The sequence below is a fragment of the Vibrio sp. A2-1 genome (assembly GCF_021728355.1).
GTDB classification, from domain to species: Bacteria; Pseudomonadota; Gammaproteobacteria; order Enterobacterales; family Vibrionaceae; genus Vibrio; species Vibrio splendidus_K.
Window position 1 is genome coordinate 90,359 of sequence record NZ_JAKKCO010000003.1, and the last position, 17,743, is coordinate 108,101.

At 44.0% G+C, this 17,743-nt stretch carries 12 protein-coding genes; 6 read left to right on the forward strand and 6 right to left on the reverse strand.

All coding sequences use genetic code 11. The annotated features are described in order from the left end of the window. Positions 1-142: 142 nt before the first annotated feature. Both L3V33_RS11660 and L3V33_RS11665 read right to left on the reverse strand, forming a co-directional pair. Positions 143-832, reverse strand: coding sequence for a DUF3306 domain-containing protein (locus tag L3V33_RS11660; RefSeq protein ID WP_016795574.1), 690 nt, complete (start codon positions 830-832; stop codon positions 143-145). After that, positions 822-1,286, reverse strand: a complete 465-nt coding sequence (locus L3V33_RS11665; RefSeq protein WP_016795575.1) for a DUF3305 domain-containing protein — start codon at positions 1,284-1,286, stop codon at positions 822-824. The genes L3V33_RS11660 and L3V33_RS11665 overlap by 11 nt, the downstream gene beginning before the upstream one ends. A gap of 370 nt (positions 1,287-1,656) precedes the next feature. Here L3V33_RS11665 and fdhD point away from each other — a divergent pair, with 370 nt between their 5' ends. After that, positions 1,657-2,496, forward strand: coding sequence for a formate dehydrogenase accessory sulfurtransferase FdhD (gene fdhD / locus L3V33_RS11670; RefSeq protein WP_237290420.1), 840 nt, complete (start codon positions 1,657-1,659; stop codon positions 2,494-2,496). Between the two features lie 336 nt (positions 2,497-2,832). Further along, on the forward strand, positions 2,833-4,722 hold the full coding sequence (locus tag L3V33_RS11675; RefSeq protein WP_237290421.1) for a methyl-accepting chemotaxis protein: 1,890 nt from the start codon (positions 2,833-2,835) through the stop codon (positions 4,720-4,722). A 187-nt stretch (positions 4,723-4,909) separates the two neighbouring features. Here L3V33_RS11675 and L3V33_RS11680 read toward each other — a convergent pair whose 3' ends face one another. Beyond that, positions 4,910-6,493, reverse strand: coding sequence for an ABC-F family ATPase (locus L3V33_RS11680; RefSeq protein WP_017077249.1), 1,584 nt, complete (start codon positions 6,491-6,493; stop codon positions 4,910-4,912). 451 nt (positions 6,494-6,944) lie between these two features. Here L3V33_RS11680 and L3V33_RS11685 point away from each other — a divergent pair, with 451 nt between their 5' ends. Both L3V33_RS11685 and L3V33_RS11690 read left to right on the forward strand, forming a co-directional pair. After that, positions 6,945-9,290 carry an AAA family ATPase gene (locus L3V33_RS11685; RefSeq protein ID WP_237290422.1) on the forward strand — a complete coding sequence of 782 codons (2,346 nt, stop codon included), beginning with the start codon at positions 6,945-6,947 and terminating at the stop codon, positions 9,288-9,290. A 1-nt stretch (position 9,291) separates the two neighbouring features. Next, positions 9,292-10,179 carry a mechanosensitive ion channel domain-containing protein gene (locus L3V33_RS11690; protein WP_004733762.1) on the forward strand — a complete coding sequence of 296 codons (888 nt, stop codon included), beginning with the start codon at positions 9,292-9,294 and terminating at the stop codon, positions 10,177-10,179. 134 nt (positions 10,180-10,313) lie between these two features. Here the strand turns inward: L3V33_RS11690 and L3V33_RS11695 are convergent, their stop codons facing one another. The 3 genes from L3V33_RS11695 to L3V33_RS11705 form a co-directional block, all read right to left on the reverse strand. Next, positions 10,314-11,933 (reverse strand): methyl-accepting chemotaxis protein, encoded by a 1,620-nt coding sequence (locus L3V33_RS11695; RefSeq protein ID WP_237290423.1) that lies wholly within the window; start codon positions 11,931-11,933, stop codon positions 10,314-10,316. A 279-nt stretch (positions 11,934-12,212) separates the two neighbouring features. After that, positions 12,213-14,240, reverse strand: a complete 2,028-nt coding sequence (locus tag L3V33_RS11700) for a cache domain-containing protein (RefSeq protein ID WP_237290424.1) — start codon at positions 14,238-14,240, stop codon at positions 12,213-12,215. Continuing rightward, on the reverse strand, positions 14,230-15,693 hold the full coding sequence (locus L3V33_RS11705) for a sigma-54 dependent transcriptional regulator (RefSeq protein WP_237290425.1): 1,464 nt from the start codon (positions 15,691-15,693) through the stop codon (positions 14,230-14,232). Before L3V33_RS11705 ends, L3V33_RS11700 begins: the two co-directional genes overlap by 11 nt. 303 nt (positions 15,694-15,996) lie before the next feature. On the opposite strand from L3V33_RS11705, the gene L3V33_RS11710 reads away from it, so the two are divergent. Together L3V33_RS11710 and L3V33_RS11715 are read left to right on the forward strand one after the other, a co-directional pair. After that, the gene (locus L3V33_RS11710) at positions 15,997-16,803 is read left to right on the forward strand and encodes a substrate-binding domain-containing protein (protein WP_017077255.1); all 807 of its coding nucleotides are present in this window, start codon (positions 15,997-15,999) and stop codon (positions 16,801-16,803) included. Positions 16,804-17,034: 231 nt separating this feature from the next. Then, positions 17,035-17,733, forward strand: coding sequence for an ABC transporter permease (locus tag L3V33_RS11715; protein ID WP_017068184.1), 699 nt, complete (start codon positions 17,035-17,037; stop codon positions 17,731-17,733). The last annotated feature ends 10 nt before the right edge of the window (positions 17,734-17,743 follow it).

The following is a 17,743-nucleotide window of genomic DNA, read 5'->3' on the forward strand; positions in this document are numbered from 1 at the left end:
CGTTATTTAGCAAATGCCATGCCAATTTAATAAACCTTATATATCAGTAATTTAATTCTTTATAGCGTTTATTGTGCGTATAAAAAAACCGCTTGGGACATTTTGTCGCAAGCGGTTCATTGAGTATTTAGTCAAAATGTACCTATTCTTTGTGTGGTATATTTTGTCCCATCTCTTTCAGGTCATCTTCGTCTGATGTGGTAGCGCTTTTATCTGAAACTGTGTTTTTATACAGTTCTTTTTCTTGTTCGGTTATTTCGGCACTTTCTGAAGTTTCAAGTTCATTATCAGATGCCTCAAGATCGCTTTCAGAAGTTTCTAAAACTGAGCCTTCATCTTTATTATCAATGACTTGGTCTTCTTCTGGCGTAGTGTCTTCTTCCGTTTTATCTTTAACCCAATCACGCAGGGTTTCCGCAACCCCTTCAGAAAGAGACTTTAAATTACTGTAATCGTCGTCGTAATCATCTAAACCATCACGAACATTGAATTCTTCTGAGAGGAATAATTTACGCAATGCGGCTTTTTTTACGCTTTCTGAGGCTTCTGATACCAATAATTGAGCAACAGACAAGTCTTCAGTGGCTTCTGGTGCGGGATCTTGAACGTCAGCAGCATGAACTTCTTCATTGGTTTCTAAAGGATCACTATCTAAAGACTGAGGCGCTGCTGCTTCCATTTCAGAAGAAAGATCAGCAGACGAAATCTCAGAAGATGAAGAATCAGAGGAAGTGAGTTCCGGTGCTTCCAGTGTTTGCTCTACTTCCAAAGCTTCGTCAGTGGATTCGTCAAGCTTTCGTTGAGACCAACGGCTAAAGAAGTTAGTTGCCATTTGATCTACCCGCACCTTTACGTTTCTTACGTCTTGCTTCTAGCAACTCACCATGACGGCCTATGAAGGCTTCCATCCAAGCTTGCACAGGTAGCGGAATGTCGTATGAAAGGACTTGGTTGTCACCGTCCATGTATTGCCCTGCAACAGTTTGTGATGCTGTAAGTAACTGAATAACTGGTTTTACACCAGAATCGACATTATCCATCACTAAGAAAAGCTTAGGTTGCTGAGAGCTTAAGTTGAAACGATAGTCCGTACGCTCGTCTTTGTGTAACTGAAGTAAGCAAACGTCTTGGGCATCACCTTCTGGCGACAGTTCAAACCCCGTCAATTCCCATTGCGTCGTTACCCAGATACCTGTTTTGATCTCTTTCTCAATTCTTTGGACACCGATTGGCCAAGCTGCTTCTGTTTTTTCATATTGTTCTTTGAATTCTTTTATCTCAGACATACTTCACCCAATTGATTTTCTTTGGTCTGAATGCACTTAGGACATTTTGTACTGTGCGCAATCATATACACCCCATAAAGCAATAAACACGCCAATACGGATTAACTGCGAGAGCGTATCTATAGCGTTCGTTATCAAGTTGTCACTATAACGTTAGTCGATACTGGTTATTTCAGACAACTCCACTCGGTGAACTCTCATATTTTGCGCTATTTTAATCGAATGCTTCATGTTTTCCTGAATACCCGTTATTTTGGAATAAGATTTGCTTTAAGCATGGGCTAAAGAATCGATTAACAAGAGTGGCGTTAGACCGTCTTGTTAACTTCTTATCTCTTAAAATCGCTATCTCATTAAGTAGGACGTGACTGTGGTAAAACCAAACATAATAAAAACTAGCGAAAACCCACTTCAGACAATTGAAGTTGAAGTGTTTGATGAATATGGTGAGAAGCTAACCAAACAGATCGCTTGTGAACGCCCTCTTACCGTTATGTTGAACTGGAAAGAGATCGTAACCCTGATGACGCTTGGCTCGCGCCCTGAATCTTTAGTCTTGGGTTATTTGAAGAACCAAAGCTTCCTTTCTGACCCTGAAGCGGTTGAGTCTATCATCATCGATTGGGAAACCAGCTCTGCAGCGGTTATCACCAAAGAAGATACGAGCCAACTTGAGCAAGCGCTTAAGAAGAAGACGGTGACCTCTGGCTGTGGTCAAGGCACCATGTTTGGAAACGTGATGAAGCAGTTGGAAGATTACCAGGTGCCTCAAACCAAGATTAAGCAATCTGAAATTTACACGGCTTTAGAAGCGCTGACTCATTACAACGACACCTACAAGAAAGCTGGCGCGGTACATGGTTGCGCAGTTTGCAAAGACGACAAGGTTCTATCGTTTGTTGAAGATGTTGGCCGTCACAATGCGGTAGATACGTTAGCTGGTGAGATGTGGCTTAACAAAGAGTCTGGTGAAGATAAGATTTTTTACACTACTGGCCGCCTGACTTCTGAAATGGTCATCAAAGTAGCGCAGATGGGTATTCCTGTTCTGCTATCACGCTCTGGCGTAACACAAATGGGCTTAGACTTGGCTCAGCAATTTGGTATCACGACCATTGCTCGCGCTAAAGGCCTGCGTTTCCAAGTGTTCACTGGCGCAGAGAAGATCGACTTTGATGTGAAAGGCGAACAGGCTTCGTCTGAAAGCTAGATTCAAAAGCCCTGTTCATGCCTAATTAAAGCTGATTTTAGGCGAATGATATAGCTAAACAACAATGCCGCTCATAACCTTGATGAGTGGCATTTTTTATTTGTTCAAAGTTTATTTCAAGATATGCCTAGTAAGCTATATAGCTTGGAGGTTTCTCTCAACGGTACCCACTGATTTTTGCTTGTAGATAAATAACGGCTCCCTCGACCTTAGTCGTAAACGAATCTTGCTTTAACAACCTTATAGGCTATTAGTTACATATTCATCATTTAAATGCATCTATTAATTACAAAACAAAGATGAATATTAACGTCACTGGCTTAAAGGGAATTAACCATGAGTAATCCATCGGAACCTCAGCGTCGTTCGCTGTCTCTTTCAATACGCAGTAAATTTATTCTAATCAACCTCACCTTGTTTGTTTCAGTTTTCATATACGCCATTTACGAACAGTTTAGCTTAGACAAGCTTGAATCCTTGGAGCGCGCTGCGACTGAAAACCTCAGGAGTTCAGTTGACTTGCTAACGCTCAGGAGACACGAGAAAGATTTCTTGTCTCGCCACGATCAAAAATACGCAGAACGCTTCGACAAAACCGCCAACACCCTGAATCAACGATTGGTGACTTTGAACCAAACTCTCACCTCGCACGAGCTGCACCTGTCTGACCAAATGACAAGGATTTCGGACACTCTTCATCAATATCAAAAACAGTTTCACCAAATCGTTGAACAAGTAAATAACATTGAACGTACGACCGCACCTTTAGGTTTTGTCGCTGCGTTAGATGGCAAAAGAACCGCGTTAAAATCAGCGATCGAATCTGAATCGAGTTTGGCTCTAGAGCTTGCGCTATTGGAGTTGATTGAAAAAGACTTCCACTATCTCGCTCATATTAATGACCAAACACATATGGCGTTAGCTGGTGCTCTTAAAGAGTTTGAACCCTATTCTCAAACGTCGGTTGCGACAGAGCAAGCCTATTCGGATTACAAAGCTGCGGCTGAAACGCTTCTGTTGGCTAACACCAATTTAGGTTTATCGGCAGAACTCGGTCTTAGAGGCGCCTTACGTAGCAACGTCCACCAAACAGAACAAGCCATTGAAGCGGTACAAACCGAGATAAGCCAAGCTATCTCAGCGGCGAGTACACATACCAAAAACACACTACATCTTTTTGGTGCGGCTATCGTAGCTCTGCTCTCTCTGTTGTTAGTGTTCATTGGGCGCAACATACTTGCGCGAATCAAAGCGATAAACGTGATGATGGAGTCAATTGCCAATGGAGATGGCGACTTAACCGTGCGCATGAACGCCAAAGGCAACGATGAACTTGCTCAGTTGGCGCATTCCTTCGATACCTTCATCAATAAACTGCATGGCAATATTAAAGAGTTGTCTGGCGTGATGACGGTGTTGACCGATAGTTCGTGTAGCTCTGAAGAAGCGGCAATCAAAAGTATGAGTAATGCTGAAAAGCAGAAGCAACAATCTGAATCAGTAGCGACGGCAGTTAATGAGCTGGTGATGACCAGTAATGAAGTGACGGCGAACATAGAAAACGCAGCGACGAACGCTGAGAAGATCAAAGACAATGCACATCAGGCGTTACAAGAAACCCACGCAACCAATGACAGCATTAATGTGCTGGCCGAGAATATTGCAGAGTCTCAAAACCTAATTGTTCAGCTTGAAGACCAGAGTCGTGAAATCAATCAAGTCGTCACTACCATTCAAGGTATTGCGGAACAAACTAATCTACTCGCGCTAAATGCAGCGATAGAAGCTGCGCGCGCTGGCGATCACGGACGTGGGTTTGCAGTCGTGGCGTCTGAAGTAAGAGAGCTTTCGCTAATGACTAACGATTCAACCCATCAAATTGAATCGACCATTCATGGCCTAACGTCTGGAATAGCAAAAACGGTCGCTAAGATGTCGGTAAGCCTAGAACAAACGGGATTAGTTAAACACCAAACCAAAGATGTGGTAAATGCGATTGAAGGTATACACTTTCAAGTTGGAGAGATGTTCGACTTAAACAGCCAGATTGCCACGGCGTCTGAAGAGCAATCCATGGTTTCAGCGGACATCGATCGGAACATTACCGATATCGCTCATTTAGCCAGTGATACTCATACCGTGGTTTCAGGGTCAGTTCGTTGTAGTGAACAAGTATCGAACGTGAGTGTGAAGCTTGAGAAGATTGTCGCGCAGTTTAAGTATTAATGAGCAGTGTAAGCATTGATGAGTAAAGGTATTTTCGACCAACCACTCGACATTTTTTAATACAAAGAGACTGATTTAAAAAACTGATATGAAAAACAAAAGGCCTCTATCTTATTCATAAAGATAGAGGCCTTTTTAATCAGGGATACGTACTAACGTTGTATTACGTATTCATGTTTAATGCGTACTAAGCGCGTGCTTTCAAGAACTCAGCGTAAGTACCGCGGAAATCGTTGATCTTGCCGTCTTTGATTTCAAGAACACGAGTCGCTAGAGAGTCTACGAATACACGGTCGTGAGAAACGAAGAACAATGTGCCTTTGTAGTTCTCAAGAGCCAAGTTAAGTGCTTCGATAGATTCCATATCCATGTGGTTCGTTGGTTCATCCATTAGCAGGATGTTTGGTTTGTGCATCATGATCTTGCCAAGAAGCATACGCCCTTGCTCACCACCAGAGATAACCTTTACCGACTTTTTGATGTCGTCTTGGCCAAACAGCATGCGACCTAGGAAGCTACGAACAACTTGCTCGTCTTCACCTTCTTGACGCCATTGGCTCATCCAATCAAACAGGTTTAGATCTTCTTCAAAATCATGTGCGTGATCTTGAGCGTAGTAACCGATGTTTGAGTTTTCAGACCACTTATATTCACCAGTACGCGCTTCTAGAGCACCCGCTAGTGTGTTAAGTAGTGTTGTTTTACCCACACCGTTCTCACCGATGATAGCAACACGCTCACCAACTTCGAAAATCGCATCGAACTTGTTGTATAGGTCTTCTTCAAAACCTTGAGATAGGTTTTCAACCACAAGCGCGTTACGGAATAGCTCTTTAGACTGTTCGAAACGGATGAATGGGTTTTGACGGCTAGACGCTTTTACTTCATCTAGTTGAATCTTGTCGATCTGTTTAGCACGAGACGTTGCCTGTTTCGCTTTAGATGCGTTAGCAGAGAAACGAGAAACGAACGTTTGAAGTTCAGCAATTTGTGCTTTCTTCTTCGCGTTATCAGAAAGTAGACGTTCACGAGCTTGTGTCGCTGCTGTCATGTACTCATCGTAGTTACCAGGGAACAGACGAAGTGCGCCGTAATCAAGGTCAGCCATATGTGTACAAACTGAGTTTAGGAAGTGACGGTCATGCGAAATAATGATCATTGTGCAGTTACGTTGGTTTAGCGTATCTTCCAACCACTTGATGGTGTCCATGTCCAGGTTGTTCGTTGGTTCGTCAAGAAGCATAATATGCGGGTCTGCAAACAGTACTTGAGACAATAGAACACGAAGTTTCCAACCTGGTGCCACTTCGCTCATTAGACCGAAGTGCAGTGATTCTTCAATACCTACAGCAAGAAGAAGCTCACCTGCTTTCGCTTCTGCCATGTAACCGTCCATTTCAGCGAACTGAACTTCAAGATCAGCCACTTTCATGCCGTCTTCTTCGCTCATTTCAGGCAAAGAATAAATGCGGTCTCGCTCTTGCTTAATCGCCCAAAGCTCTTTGTGACCCATGATAACCGTGTCGATTACCGTGAATTCTTCATAAGCAAACTGGTCTTGGTTTAGCTTAGCAACGCGCTCATTTGGATCGTAGCTTACGTTACCTGCACTTGGTTCAAGTTCACCAGATAGGATCTTCATGAACGTCGATTTACCACAGCCATTCGCGCCGATTAAACCGTAGCGGTTGCCTTCGCCGAACTTAACTGAAATATTTTCGAAAAGTGGCTTAGCGCCGAATTGTTGGGTGATATTTGCTGTGGAGATCAATGCCGTTACCTTTTTAATGTGAAAAACGCCGCAACGTTACTTCTTCGGGGCTTTAACTGCAAGTCTTGATTGCAATTACTCGCCATTAAGTGAGTGATAACCTAGCCAAATCATAGTTTGAGCTGACTCACATTTTTGATTTTCTATTTGTCGTTAAAAAACCATCTATTTTCAGGAAAAACAAAATATCGAACAGCGCCCCATAATGGGCGGTATATAACGTCCTAAATCATGCCAACCATTGAATATATCGTATGCTGATTGGTCACAGTAAAACTAACCCGATCAAAGCAACAACAGACATAGGCAAGACTAGCCTAATCTCTGACAATTTCATGACAAAATCAGCCAAAACGGGAATAAAGTACTCGCCCCCGATACGGGGTTGGATTTCACAAAGTAAGATTAACTAACTATAGTAATCCTAACCTCATAATTCTAAGAGACTTTTATGCGTTCACTTTCGCGCTTCTTAATCTTCACTTTGGCCATTCTCTCTTGGCCTAGTCATGCCAACTTGGAATATGACTTACAATCTCAGCCTCAGGTATCTAATAGTGCTGTAGATCTGGATAAGCGTATTGATTCCCTACCGGATCCCCTCTTTATGGAGCAGTCGGACAGACGCCAAGTCAACATCCTGCTTGCCGAAGTCCTGCGAGTTCAAAAGCAGGAAATCAAAACCTTCGAGCAACAGATAAAAGCCTACAGAGATAACAACGACGCCGATCAATGGTTTGTCGTTCAAACCAGCTACGTTACTTTGAATAGCTTGAACGTTAGTAAGCAGCACCTGTTAGAGCAGACCAACTCTGCGAACAAAGAGCGCTTAACCGGTTTTGGCCCATACGGCGTGATTCAATTTAAACAAGAGTGGGAATTAACCAAACTCAATATTGAGTATCTTGTTTACTTCCAAATTCGTAGCTTTAAAGCATTAGTTAAAGACATTTTTATTTCTCCAGTGCCTGTCATTTGGGCTTCTCTAAAGGTGCTGTTCATTTACTTCGGTTTAGTATGGTGGCTTGCCAACAGCACTCGCTTGATTGAGTTGTTTCGAGTTAACTTTCTCGAAGCGAAAACGAACCCTCCTTTTTTGGTTCGTGTGATTTGGTATATCAGCCGCGCTGAGCGTGCGATTGCTTGGTTAATCGCCATCACACTTTCTTTGAGAGTGCTTTCTAGCATCCCTAGCCTGCAGCACCTGATTTTCCTAGAAATATTCACGTGGTGGATTCTAGGTGGTTCGATTGCTATTAGCTTTATTCTTGAATTTGCGTATCGCTTGGGTCGCACATCAAACCAAGAAGTCATCGCGCTGAGACTATCGACTATTCGTCGCTATGTTTGGAGTATTATTGTTGCAGGTCTGACTTTGCAGATATCGAGCATCACACTGGGTAAAGGCACCATTTATAGCTGGATCTACAGTGCGCTGTTTTTCTGGTTTGTGCTGGTCACGATATCGGTACTTAGATTATGGAGAGCGAAAGTCTTCGATACGCTGCAACACATCTCCGATCGTCCGGTGTGGGTTAACTGGGCGGTAAACCGCAAGGAAACCTTCTTACTTAATATACTGGCGACGGCAATTGGAATCGTCTGGTTGAGTGTTTACAACTTCCAACATCGAATCATGGCATTGCTTTCTAGTTACACGTTGTTTAGTCAGGCCTTAGCCTATCTCTTTCGAATCGAAGTGGCTAAGCAGTCTGATCTTGATAAAAACCAACAAAACTTGGTTCGAATCAAAGGAGACAAAACCTATGAGTACATTCTGCCGGGTAATATCGATAGCACCTTAATTGATTACGCGGGCGATGAGGTTAAGCAACTCTCTCGTTACTTAATGTCTGACAGCCCTGCTATTTGTATTGTTTCAGGCGAACGTGGTGTGGGTGCGACAACGTTGCTTTATACCTTGCTACATAAAGTATCCAACGCAGAGCCTGTTTACGTGAGTTGCCCTTACGCAGGTTACCAAGAGCTCTTAGCGCATCTAGCCGTGAGCATCGGCTTGGAAGAAGAAGCGACTGAGATTCAGATATTGGCGCACCTACGTAAAAGTAACACCACGTACCTAATTGCGATTGATAATGCCCAACGATTAGTTAAGCCAATGGTCGGTGGCCTGTCTGATTTGATTCGTTTAACCAACCTTCTCCGTCGTTCTAAAAAGAATCACCGTGTCGTGATATCGATTGCCAAATCAAGCTGGCGATTTGTTGATAGAGCGCGTGGCGAGCGTCTGCTGTTTGACTTGGTGTGTTTCCTACCACGTTGGACAGAGAAACAAGTTGGTGAGCTACTGACTAGCCGCATCAATACAGATCTTGAAAAGCCGTTATCGTTTGATGGTTTAGTTGTCCCTAAGCAGTGGGATCAAGATGACATGAGTGAAGAAGAACGTGCACGCCAAGGCTTCTATCGAATCTTGTGGCACTACTCTGATGGCAACCCTACCGTTGCGCTGCGATTCTTTAGGCTCTCTTTGAACCGCAATAAAGAGACAGATCAAGCCGTGGTGCGTCTGTTCCACGTTCCTGAAGCGCAGGAACTCGAGAATATGCCAAAACCTATGCTGGCTGTACTTCGCTCTATCGTACAACTGGAGATAGCGTCTCCGGAAGTGTTGTCTGAATGTACTCAGCTGAGCATTGCAGAGATAACCGGGATTCTACGTTATTTTGAAAGCCGTGGTTATATTGGTTGGCATGAAGAAAAGGCTCGAATTTCTGAGCACTGGTTCCGCCACATTACTAATGTTCTCGACCGTCAACATCTACTGGTGAAGTAAAATGAAGAAGTTATTTATCCTACTATTTGTTGGCTTGGCAAGTGCTGTCAGTTTCCCGACCTTCGCGACGGAAGAGTTAGCTAACGTAGAAAACATCTCAAAGATTGCGAGTTTAGTGCGTTGGAGCGGCGTGTTCTTCTCCATGATCGTTATTGCCGCAATGTGGTTGTTACTTAAGTTCATCAATTCGTTGGTGACCAGCTTTGGTAGTCAGTTCGTGCAATATCGAATGCTGCTACAGAAATTGCAGTCGTTTACTCAGTTCTTTATTTACGTGAGCACCGGTCTTATCGTGTTCATGATGAGCTTTCGAATCAACGATCAAATCTTAGCTTTGATTGGTGGTACCCTCGCCGTGTCGGTCGGCTTTGCGCTTAAAGACTTGGCTGCGTCATTCATCGCCGGTATCACGGTGATGATTGACAGACCTTTTCAAGTTGGTGACCGTGTCACGTTCGAAGGTAACTATGGCGACATCATTACCATTGGTTTGCGTTCTGTTCGAATGAGAACCCTGAACGACGACATTATCACGATCCCGAACAACAAGTTCTTAAACGAAGTAACGACTAGTGGTAACTATGGCGCGCTGGATATGCAGGTGGTAATTCCATTTTATGTCGGTATGAATGAAGACATCACCCTAGCCCGTGACTTGATTCAAGAAGCGGCATCTTCAAGTCGTTACATCCATTTGCCGAAGCCTGTTACGGTTCTGGTCAAACAGACCATCACGGATAATTACTTGGCGATACAGCTAACTTGTAAGGCCTATGTGGTCGACACGGCGTATGAGAAGCTGTTTGAAACCGATATTACCTTGCGTGTGATGAAAGAGTTTAGAAAACACAATATCAACCCTCCGAAGATTTCAGTGACTGCACATTAACAAGATTGGCTTAACGCGCTTCTTTTTCTAAACGCTCTTCTTTTGTTGAGCAAGTTAACAATCCAGTCATCTACAAACAAAAACACCTCCGAACTTGTCTCAAGTGCGGAGGTGTTTTTTTATGAGGTTTTTGCTTAGACCTTAAAGTACTTTAACTGATCAGTAAGGTGTTCTGTAGTGTTGGCCATTTTCTGGCTATCCTCAGCTAACGACTGTGAAGCTTGCAGTACTTCGTTAGCCGCCAGATGAATCCCAGTGACACTTTCACTCATTTCGGTTGCTACCGTGCTTTGTTGCTCCGAGGCGGCGGCGATCTGCGCGACCATGTCGTTAGCGTTGTGAAGCTCATTCACAATCACATCGAGTTGTTGGCGAGTTTCGTTAGACGCGACAACACTGTGATCGACTTTCTCATTGCTGCTTTGCATTGCTTTAAAGGTACGCTCGGCTTGCTGAGTCAGTTTTTCAATCGTCGATTGCACTTCATTGGTTGAGTTCTGAGTACGGCTAGCAAGGTTACGAACTTCATCGGCGACTACCGCGAACCCTCTTCCTTGCTCACCCGCTCGCGCTGCTTCTATCGCGGCGTTAAGTGCTAACAAGTTAGTTTGTTCAGAGACATCACGTATCACGCTCACCACTTGGCTTATCTCTGTGACACCAGATTGCAAGTCTCTGACGAGATCGTTCGCGGTCGAAATGTTTTCTGAAACCTGAGATATGGTTTTAGACGTTACTTGCATGTTTTGGTCGTTCTGGTTTGCGTGCTCGACAACCTTATTGGTGCTTGCGGCAGTGTTTTCAGCATTCACAGCGACATCAGAAATCGTGGCACTCATTTCTGTCATCGCTGTCGACAACAACTCAAGTTGCGCATGTTGTGAGTTAACACTGGTCGCCGCCTCTTCACTCGCTTGTGCAATGTGACTCGCCATGTTGCTGGATAAACCTGCTGATTCATTCGCTGTACGAAGCGTGCTTTGTAACTTGTTGAGCATGGTATCAATTTGATTACTCATATCACCCAGTTCATCTTTGCGTGTCATATTCATGCGCACACGAAGATCCCCATCTGCAATCTTATGGGTGTTGTCGATAAGCTTGTTAAGTGGCACAAGGATATTGTTAGAAATCGCGTAGCCCATAGCAAACAACAGGCCTGATAATACAACCGCGACCAGTCCTTCTTTGAGCGCTAATGCATAGAAAGCGTCTTGAATATCCGCAACTAAGATTCCCGAGCCAACAATCCAATTCCACTCAGGGAATAGCTGTACATATGAGATCTTGTCTTTAAGTTCACCTTGCGGGCTCATCCATTGATAATCAAGAAACCCTTTCTCCTCTAGGGTACGTGAAATGTTGACCATCTCACGCCAGTGGTGTTTACCTGCACCATCTTTAAAGTTACCTGCGTTCTTGCCATTGAGTTCAGGTTTTAATGGATGGATAACAACGTTGAGTTGTTGGTTTAAGATCCAGAAATAATTAGTGGTGTCGTAACGAAGCGTTTCAATCGCTTGCAGCGCTTGTTTCTTTGCTACTTCTTCACCGAGCACGTTACGTTGGCTGTAATAATAGCTCGCTAAGCTGACCGCGGTTTCGACTTGAGCACTGAGTTTATCTTGGCGCTCTTGCATTGAGCTTTCACGTTGTTGCATTAGGTTGAAAGATGACGCCATTACCAATAGAACAACCGATAAAATGACGATGGAGATAAGTTTTGATTTAATAGATAGATTACTTAATTTCATAGCTGACTGACTTTATTATATTTTTTGATTATGAATTTGGGGTCAATGTATCAAAAATCCGTACAGTTCAGATGATATGCATCAAGATCGAAAGATATACACTGTGTTACATAACCAAAAGGAGGTACTCGTCAAACGGGCAGAGGTTGAGATTTAGTTGGCGATAGTTTAGTAGTGCGGAATTTTCGTGCTTGGGCTGAAACGTTCATGTAACCGCCCAAGCGCAATAGAAATATTATCAGGTGATAATATGGTTGGATTCGATCTTAAAGCTAAAACTTATAGGTTTGAGACCAACAACTGTGGTGTCGCTTTTTGCTGAAGGTAGATACTAAAGCGGCTTCCCTTGCCTACTTCTGATTCGACACGTATCTCGCCACCTGTTTGACTCAAGATACTTTGAGATACTGACAAACCTAAACCTGTACCGTCTCGTTTGGTGGTATAGAAAGGCGAGAAAATACGTTTCAGTTGCTCTTCTTTGATACCACAGCCTTCGTCTTCAACATGAACAATAGCCCCATGAGACACGCCATTTTCAACCCAGTCTTCACTTGAAATAGTTAATGTGCCCTTTCCGTCCATAGCGTGAATCGCATTCATCTGTAGATTAACCAGAATCTGCAGCAATTGGTTGCGGTTCACTTCGACAGACGTTTTCGCGTGCAGTTGGGATACGTACACAATGCCCTTCTTCTTAGCCCCCGTTTTGACAAGCGTAATACTCTCATCAACGATTGGATTGATGTGTTGCCAAGTGATTTCATCTTGTACGCCACCATGACGGCTATATTGAAGCAGGCTTCGTGTGATATTTCGGATTCGGTCAATCTGTTCCATGATGGCATTGACTTCTTCGTCTACACGAGCGACTTCGTCACCGAGCTCAAACTTCATCAGTTCGACGTTGCCAAGAATCACCGCTGTCGGGTTGTTAATCTCATGGGCGATGCCCGCGGTTAATTCGCCTAGCGCGGCTAACTTTTCATTGACCACCAGCTTGTCTCGAGCTTGATTCAACAGCTTGATATGCAGTTCGAGTTCTTCGGTTTTCTCTTTCAAGCTAGCAGTACGTGAATGAACCTTACATTCGAGTTCTGAAGCGGCTTGTTGGATCTCTTGATTACGTTCGTGCAGCAAATCTAACATCTTGTCGAATTGTTTAGCGAGTAAAGTCAGCTCGTGTTGATCGTTCAAACCCAGAGTGCCGATTCGCTTGTCTTGCCCCATCTGGACTAGCTTGACGACTTTATGAATGCGTTCAATAGGATTGAAAAGATCACGCGCACCACGGTGAACGATCAAACCAGACGCCAGTAACAACAACACAATCGTAATACTGATTTCACCAAGATTGGTTAAGTACGTTTCCACCAATGGCCAAATCAGATAACCGGTATAGAGCATGCCGATGACGTTATCGAATTGGTCATGAATCGGTTGATACGCAGTGATGTACCAAGCGTCGTAAACATACGCTCGATCTAGCCACTCTTTGCCTTCATTCAATACTTTAGAATGAACCTCGTGAGAAACACGAGTACCAATTGCGCGCCCTGCACTTTCTTCGCTGCTTAACGGTACATTAGTGCTGACACGTAGGTCATCAAGAAACACAGTGACGGTACCTATGCGGCGATTAAAGCCCTCGCGTTGCGGATAAATGAGATTGCTGATCTGATCAACCAACTGTGTGCTGTTATTAAGGAGGATCCCGCCATCAAGAAAACCAATTACGTGATCATTCTTGTCACGAATCGATACAACGGTGCGGCTAACTAAACCCCGAGTTTCAACATTTCGACTATTGAGCATTGGGACTTCGGCTTGCCTGGCAAGGTTTTGGTCTAAATCGTTGAGTTCGTTTTGGCTCAATACACTAAAGAACGACTCTTTGTGTGTCAGGTTGAGGTATTCAAGCTTTTTCTCCATGCTCTCGACGCTACGCCAACGTAGAAAATCGAGTTCATAGCGAGATTTGTTTTCAGAAACCCAACGTGTGAGCTCTTCTTTCGAAATATCACTCGTGAGTTTGATTCGGAAGTTGTAAGACTCAGCAAATGCTTGAACGTTATAGGCCTGTTGGTTCTGAATTAGATGGATACTGTTGTCGGCAACATCCAAACGCTCATCGACATCAATCAGAGCACCCTGCCACGTGTAATGTACTGACCAATACAGTGTTATAGCGACAAGCGCACACAAGGTAAGAATGATGGGAGCGGATGTTAGAAATAGCAGGCGATAACGCACCATGGTTTTGAACCGGAACGCCCACTTTGTCCACCAATGACGTCTAATCGGCATATTCTGAGCCTTCTGTATTCCACTCTTTGTACTTACGCTCTAGTGTTTTACGCGCCACACCGAGATCTCTCGCAGCTGCAGACTTATTGCCATCATGGAAACTCACCAGTTGTTCTATGTGAGATTTTTCTACTTCTTTGAGTGTCCAAGTGTTCGGGTAACCCTCAGCAGCGTCTACATTATTCAAGTTTGGTATTTCTGCTCCATGTGACACCGTCACTGAAATGCTGGTTGGGGCTGGATCACCATTAATTTCGCGCCAATAGTGTGCTGGTGGCTTGTCTAAAAGAATGCATCTTTCGACTAGGTTCTTAAGTTCGCGAATATTTCCCGGCCATTCGTATTCATTCATCGCCAAGATATCTTCATGTGCCCAGTTTGGAACCGGCATACCCAGTTCACTTGATAAAAGACGAGTGAAGTATGGAACAAGCTCTATCAGATCAGACGGTCGTTCTCTCAATGGCACAACATCAATCTTAAGTACATTGAGTCGGTAGAACAGATCGCGACGGAAGTGGCCTTTATCGACTTCTTCTTGAAGGTTTCGGTTAGTCGCCGCCACCACACGTACGTCAACGGCAATTTCTTTCTCACTGCCAACTGGACGAATAGTACGTTGCTCTAGTACGCGTAACAGCGCTGCTTGCATTGGCAGTGGCATTTCACCTATTTCATCAAGGAACAAGGTGCCACCACTTGCGACTCTGAATAGACCTTCACGGTTTTTCTTCGCGCCGGTAAATGCGCCAGAGGTATGCCCGAATAGCTCACTTTCTAGAAGTTCAGGCGCAATTGCACCACAGTTGATTGGCACAAATGGGCCACTACGCTTGCTGGCTTCATGTACACCACGAGCAACTAACTCTTTACCGGTACCCGACTCTCCTTCTATAAGAACTGATGCTCTCGACGGTGCAAATTGACTGATCAGCAATTTAAGCTGTTTAGTTTTGTCTGAATTGCCGATCAATTCGGTCTTGATATGACGGCTAACATCACGCTTCAACGCATACTGCATTCTTTGGTCAAGGCGCTTGTCCATACAACGCAGAACCGCTTGTATCATTTGTTCGAGGTTGAACGGCTTAAGAATAAAATCTGAAGCACCAAGCTTAAGCGCAGATATCGTCATCTCTAAATCAGCATAACCTGTCATGAAAATCACATCGGCACGTTTGTCGTTGTCGTTAAACGCCTCTTCCCACTCAATACCAGACCGACCTGGTAGGTTGATATCAAGAACAATCAGATCAAAATGCTCGCTCGAACGCAGTATTTCGGCTTCTTCAACCGACCCCGCACTCGATACCTTGCCAAAGAACTTACCCAGTGCTTTCTTTAAAATAGCTTGCATACCTATTTCATCATCCACAACCAAGACGGAAAACGCTTGATATTGAGTCAATGTGTTCGGGTTGAGGTTGGGTGCAGATGAACTAGGTAAAGACATAATGATTAGCCGGTGGGGAAAGTTGGGACAGAGTGTACCAATTAACCTTTTGTGCAACAGGGACAATGTGCGACATTTTGTCCTAGCTCATGTTTTGATTCATTTTAGAGGGCTAAATGACGCAGTTTTGTCCGAAATAACAGCAATTTAATGAGATCTGATGCATGATTTATTGGCATTAAGATTGCTTGTAAGGTGTAGATTTCTAATTACAACAATTAGCGTCTTATGCACATGCCCTTTTTTGAGCTCTTTAAAACTGAAGGCATGTCATTCATTTATAACAAAATGGACATAATAATAATGAAAGCAATTCCCCTAACTATTGCAGCTCTATCTATCGTCAGTTACACGGCTAGCAGCGCGGAAGACACCACCCATATCAAATTGGCGACCACCACAAGTACCTACCACTCTGGTCTACTTGACTACTTATTGCCTGAGTTCGAAAAAGATTCTGGTATCAAGGTTGATGTTTTAGCGGCGGGTACAGGTAAATCACTTCGTATGGGTGAGAATGGCGATGTAGACCTAGTGATGACTCACGCACCAAAGGCTGAAGCTAATTTCGTTGAACAAGGTTACGGGGTTCTACCTCGCAAGCTGATGTACAACGACTTTGTCATTGTTGGTCCTCAAAGCGATCCAGCGAAGATTGAATCTCAAAAAGCAGTGACTGATGTGTTCAAAGCAATCGCGAACAATAACGTGACCTTTGTTTCTCGTGGTGACGACTCTGGTACTCATAAGAAAGAGATGGGTATTTGGGCACAAACTAAAATGGAACCAAACTTCGGTGGTTATCGCAGTGTTGGTCAAGGCATGGGCCCTACTCTGAACATGGCGTCAGAAATGCAAGGCTACACCATGACAGACCGTGGTACTTGGTTGGCTTACCAAAACAAATTGGATCTTAAAATCCTTTTCCAAGGTGACAAGAACCTGTTTAACCCTTACCAAGTGATTCTTGTTAACCCAGAACGCTACCCGAGCATCAACTACCAAGCTGCGAAAGTATTCAGTGATTGGCTGGTTAACCCTAAAGGTCAGAAACTGATTAACGACTTTAAACTGCACGGCAAACAGCTGTTTGTTGCGAGCGCAGAATAGTTGGTTGTAAGCGCAGAGTAGTTTGTTGTAAGCAATGAGTCTTTAGTTGTAAGTAAAGCGTAGCGTTGAAGGTGTAGTTAAAACCAACAAGCACTACACTTAGCTAAACAGTTAACGAAACACTCTTAAAAACAATAGCTGGCCAATTCAAGCTCAAATAGTTTGTGTCAGCTATGATTAACATCAGTCATTACCGATAAAGACCTATTATCGATTCACACGAGATTCTTCATGACCCTATGGCAAACAACAATTGATGCAATGAACCTACTAGTGAGTTTTGACCACGAATTGTGGAAAATCGTCGCGGTATCCTTCAGCGTATCTTTGTCCGCCATCTCATTAGTGATTGTTCCTGCAATCCTTATGGCTTTCTTATTGGCTTATACCGAGTTCCCCGGGAAGTGGGCATTGTTATCGGTGATCAACACCCTGCAAGCTATCCCAACCGTGGTTATCGGTTTGTTGATGTACATGATGCTCTCTCGTTCTGGCCCACTCGGTGATTGGGAATTACTGTTCACCCAAAAGGCGATGATTCTAGGTCAGATGCTGATCTGTTTCCCAATCCTAGTCGCGATGATGCACGGCGCTCTCCAAGCCAGTGACCGCCGAGCAGTTGAAACGGCGCGCACGCTTGGCGTATCAACGACTCGTGTGGCGTGTACGTTAATTTGGGAAACGCGCTTCCCTCTTTTAGCGGCAACTATCGCTGCTTTCTCTCGTATCGTCACTGAGGTTGGTTGTTCAATGATGGTCGGTGGCAACATTATGGGGATGACAAGAAACATCCCAACAGCTATCGCTATGGAAAGCCACAAAGGCGCATTCGCTCAAGGCGTCGCCCTCGGTATGGTGTTATTAGCATTGGCATTAGCCCTTAACTTTTTCCTTTCCAGTGTGAGAGGAAAAGGCTATTTAAGAACTTAGGAACGCTGTC

Excerpts from the sequence above, each read along its gene's own strand:
- L3V33_RS11660 (WP_016795574.1), bottom strand. The coding sequence starts at position 832 with ATGGCAACTAACTTCTTTAGCCGTTGGTCTCAACGAAAGCTTGACGAA.
- L3V33_RS11665 (WP_016795575.1), bottom strand. The coding sequence starts at position 1,286 with ATGTCTGAGATAAAAGAATTCAAAGAACAATATGAAAAAACAGAAGCA.
- L3V33_RS11675 (WP_237290421.1), top strand. The coding sequence starts at position 2,833 with ATGAGTAATCCATCGGAACCTCAGCGTCGTTCGCTGTCTCTTTCAATA.
- L3V33_RS11685 (WP_237290422.1), top strand. The coding sequence starts at position 6,945 with ATGCGTTCACTTTCGCGCTTCTTAATCTTCACTTTGGCCATTCTCTCT.
- L3V33_RS11690 (WP_004733762.1), top strand. The coding sequence starts at position 9,292 with ATGAAGAAGTTATTTATCCTACTATTTGTTGGCTTGGCAAGTGCTGTC.
- L3V33_RS11695 (WP_237290423.1), bottom strand. The coding sequence starts at position 11,933 with ATGAAATTAAGTAATCTATCTATTAAATCAAAACTTATCTCCATCGTC.
- L3V33_RS11700 (WP_237290424.1), bottom strand. The coding sequence starts at position 14,240 with ATGCCGATTAGACGTCATTGGTGGACAAAGTGGGCGTTCCGGTTCAAA.
- L3V33_RS11705 (WP_237290425.1), bottom strand. The coding sequence starts at position 15,693 with ATGTCTTTACCTAGTTCATCTGCACCCAACCTCAACCCGAACACATTG.
- L3V33_RS11710 (WP_017077255.1), top strand. The coding sequence starts at position 15,997 with ATGAAAGCAATTCCCCTAACTATTGCAGCTCTATCTATCGTCAGTTAC.
- L3V33_RS11715 (WP_017068184.1), top strand. The coding sequence starts at position 17,035 with ATGACCCTATGGCAAACAACAATTGATGCAATGAACCTACTAGTGAGT.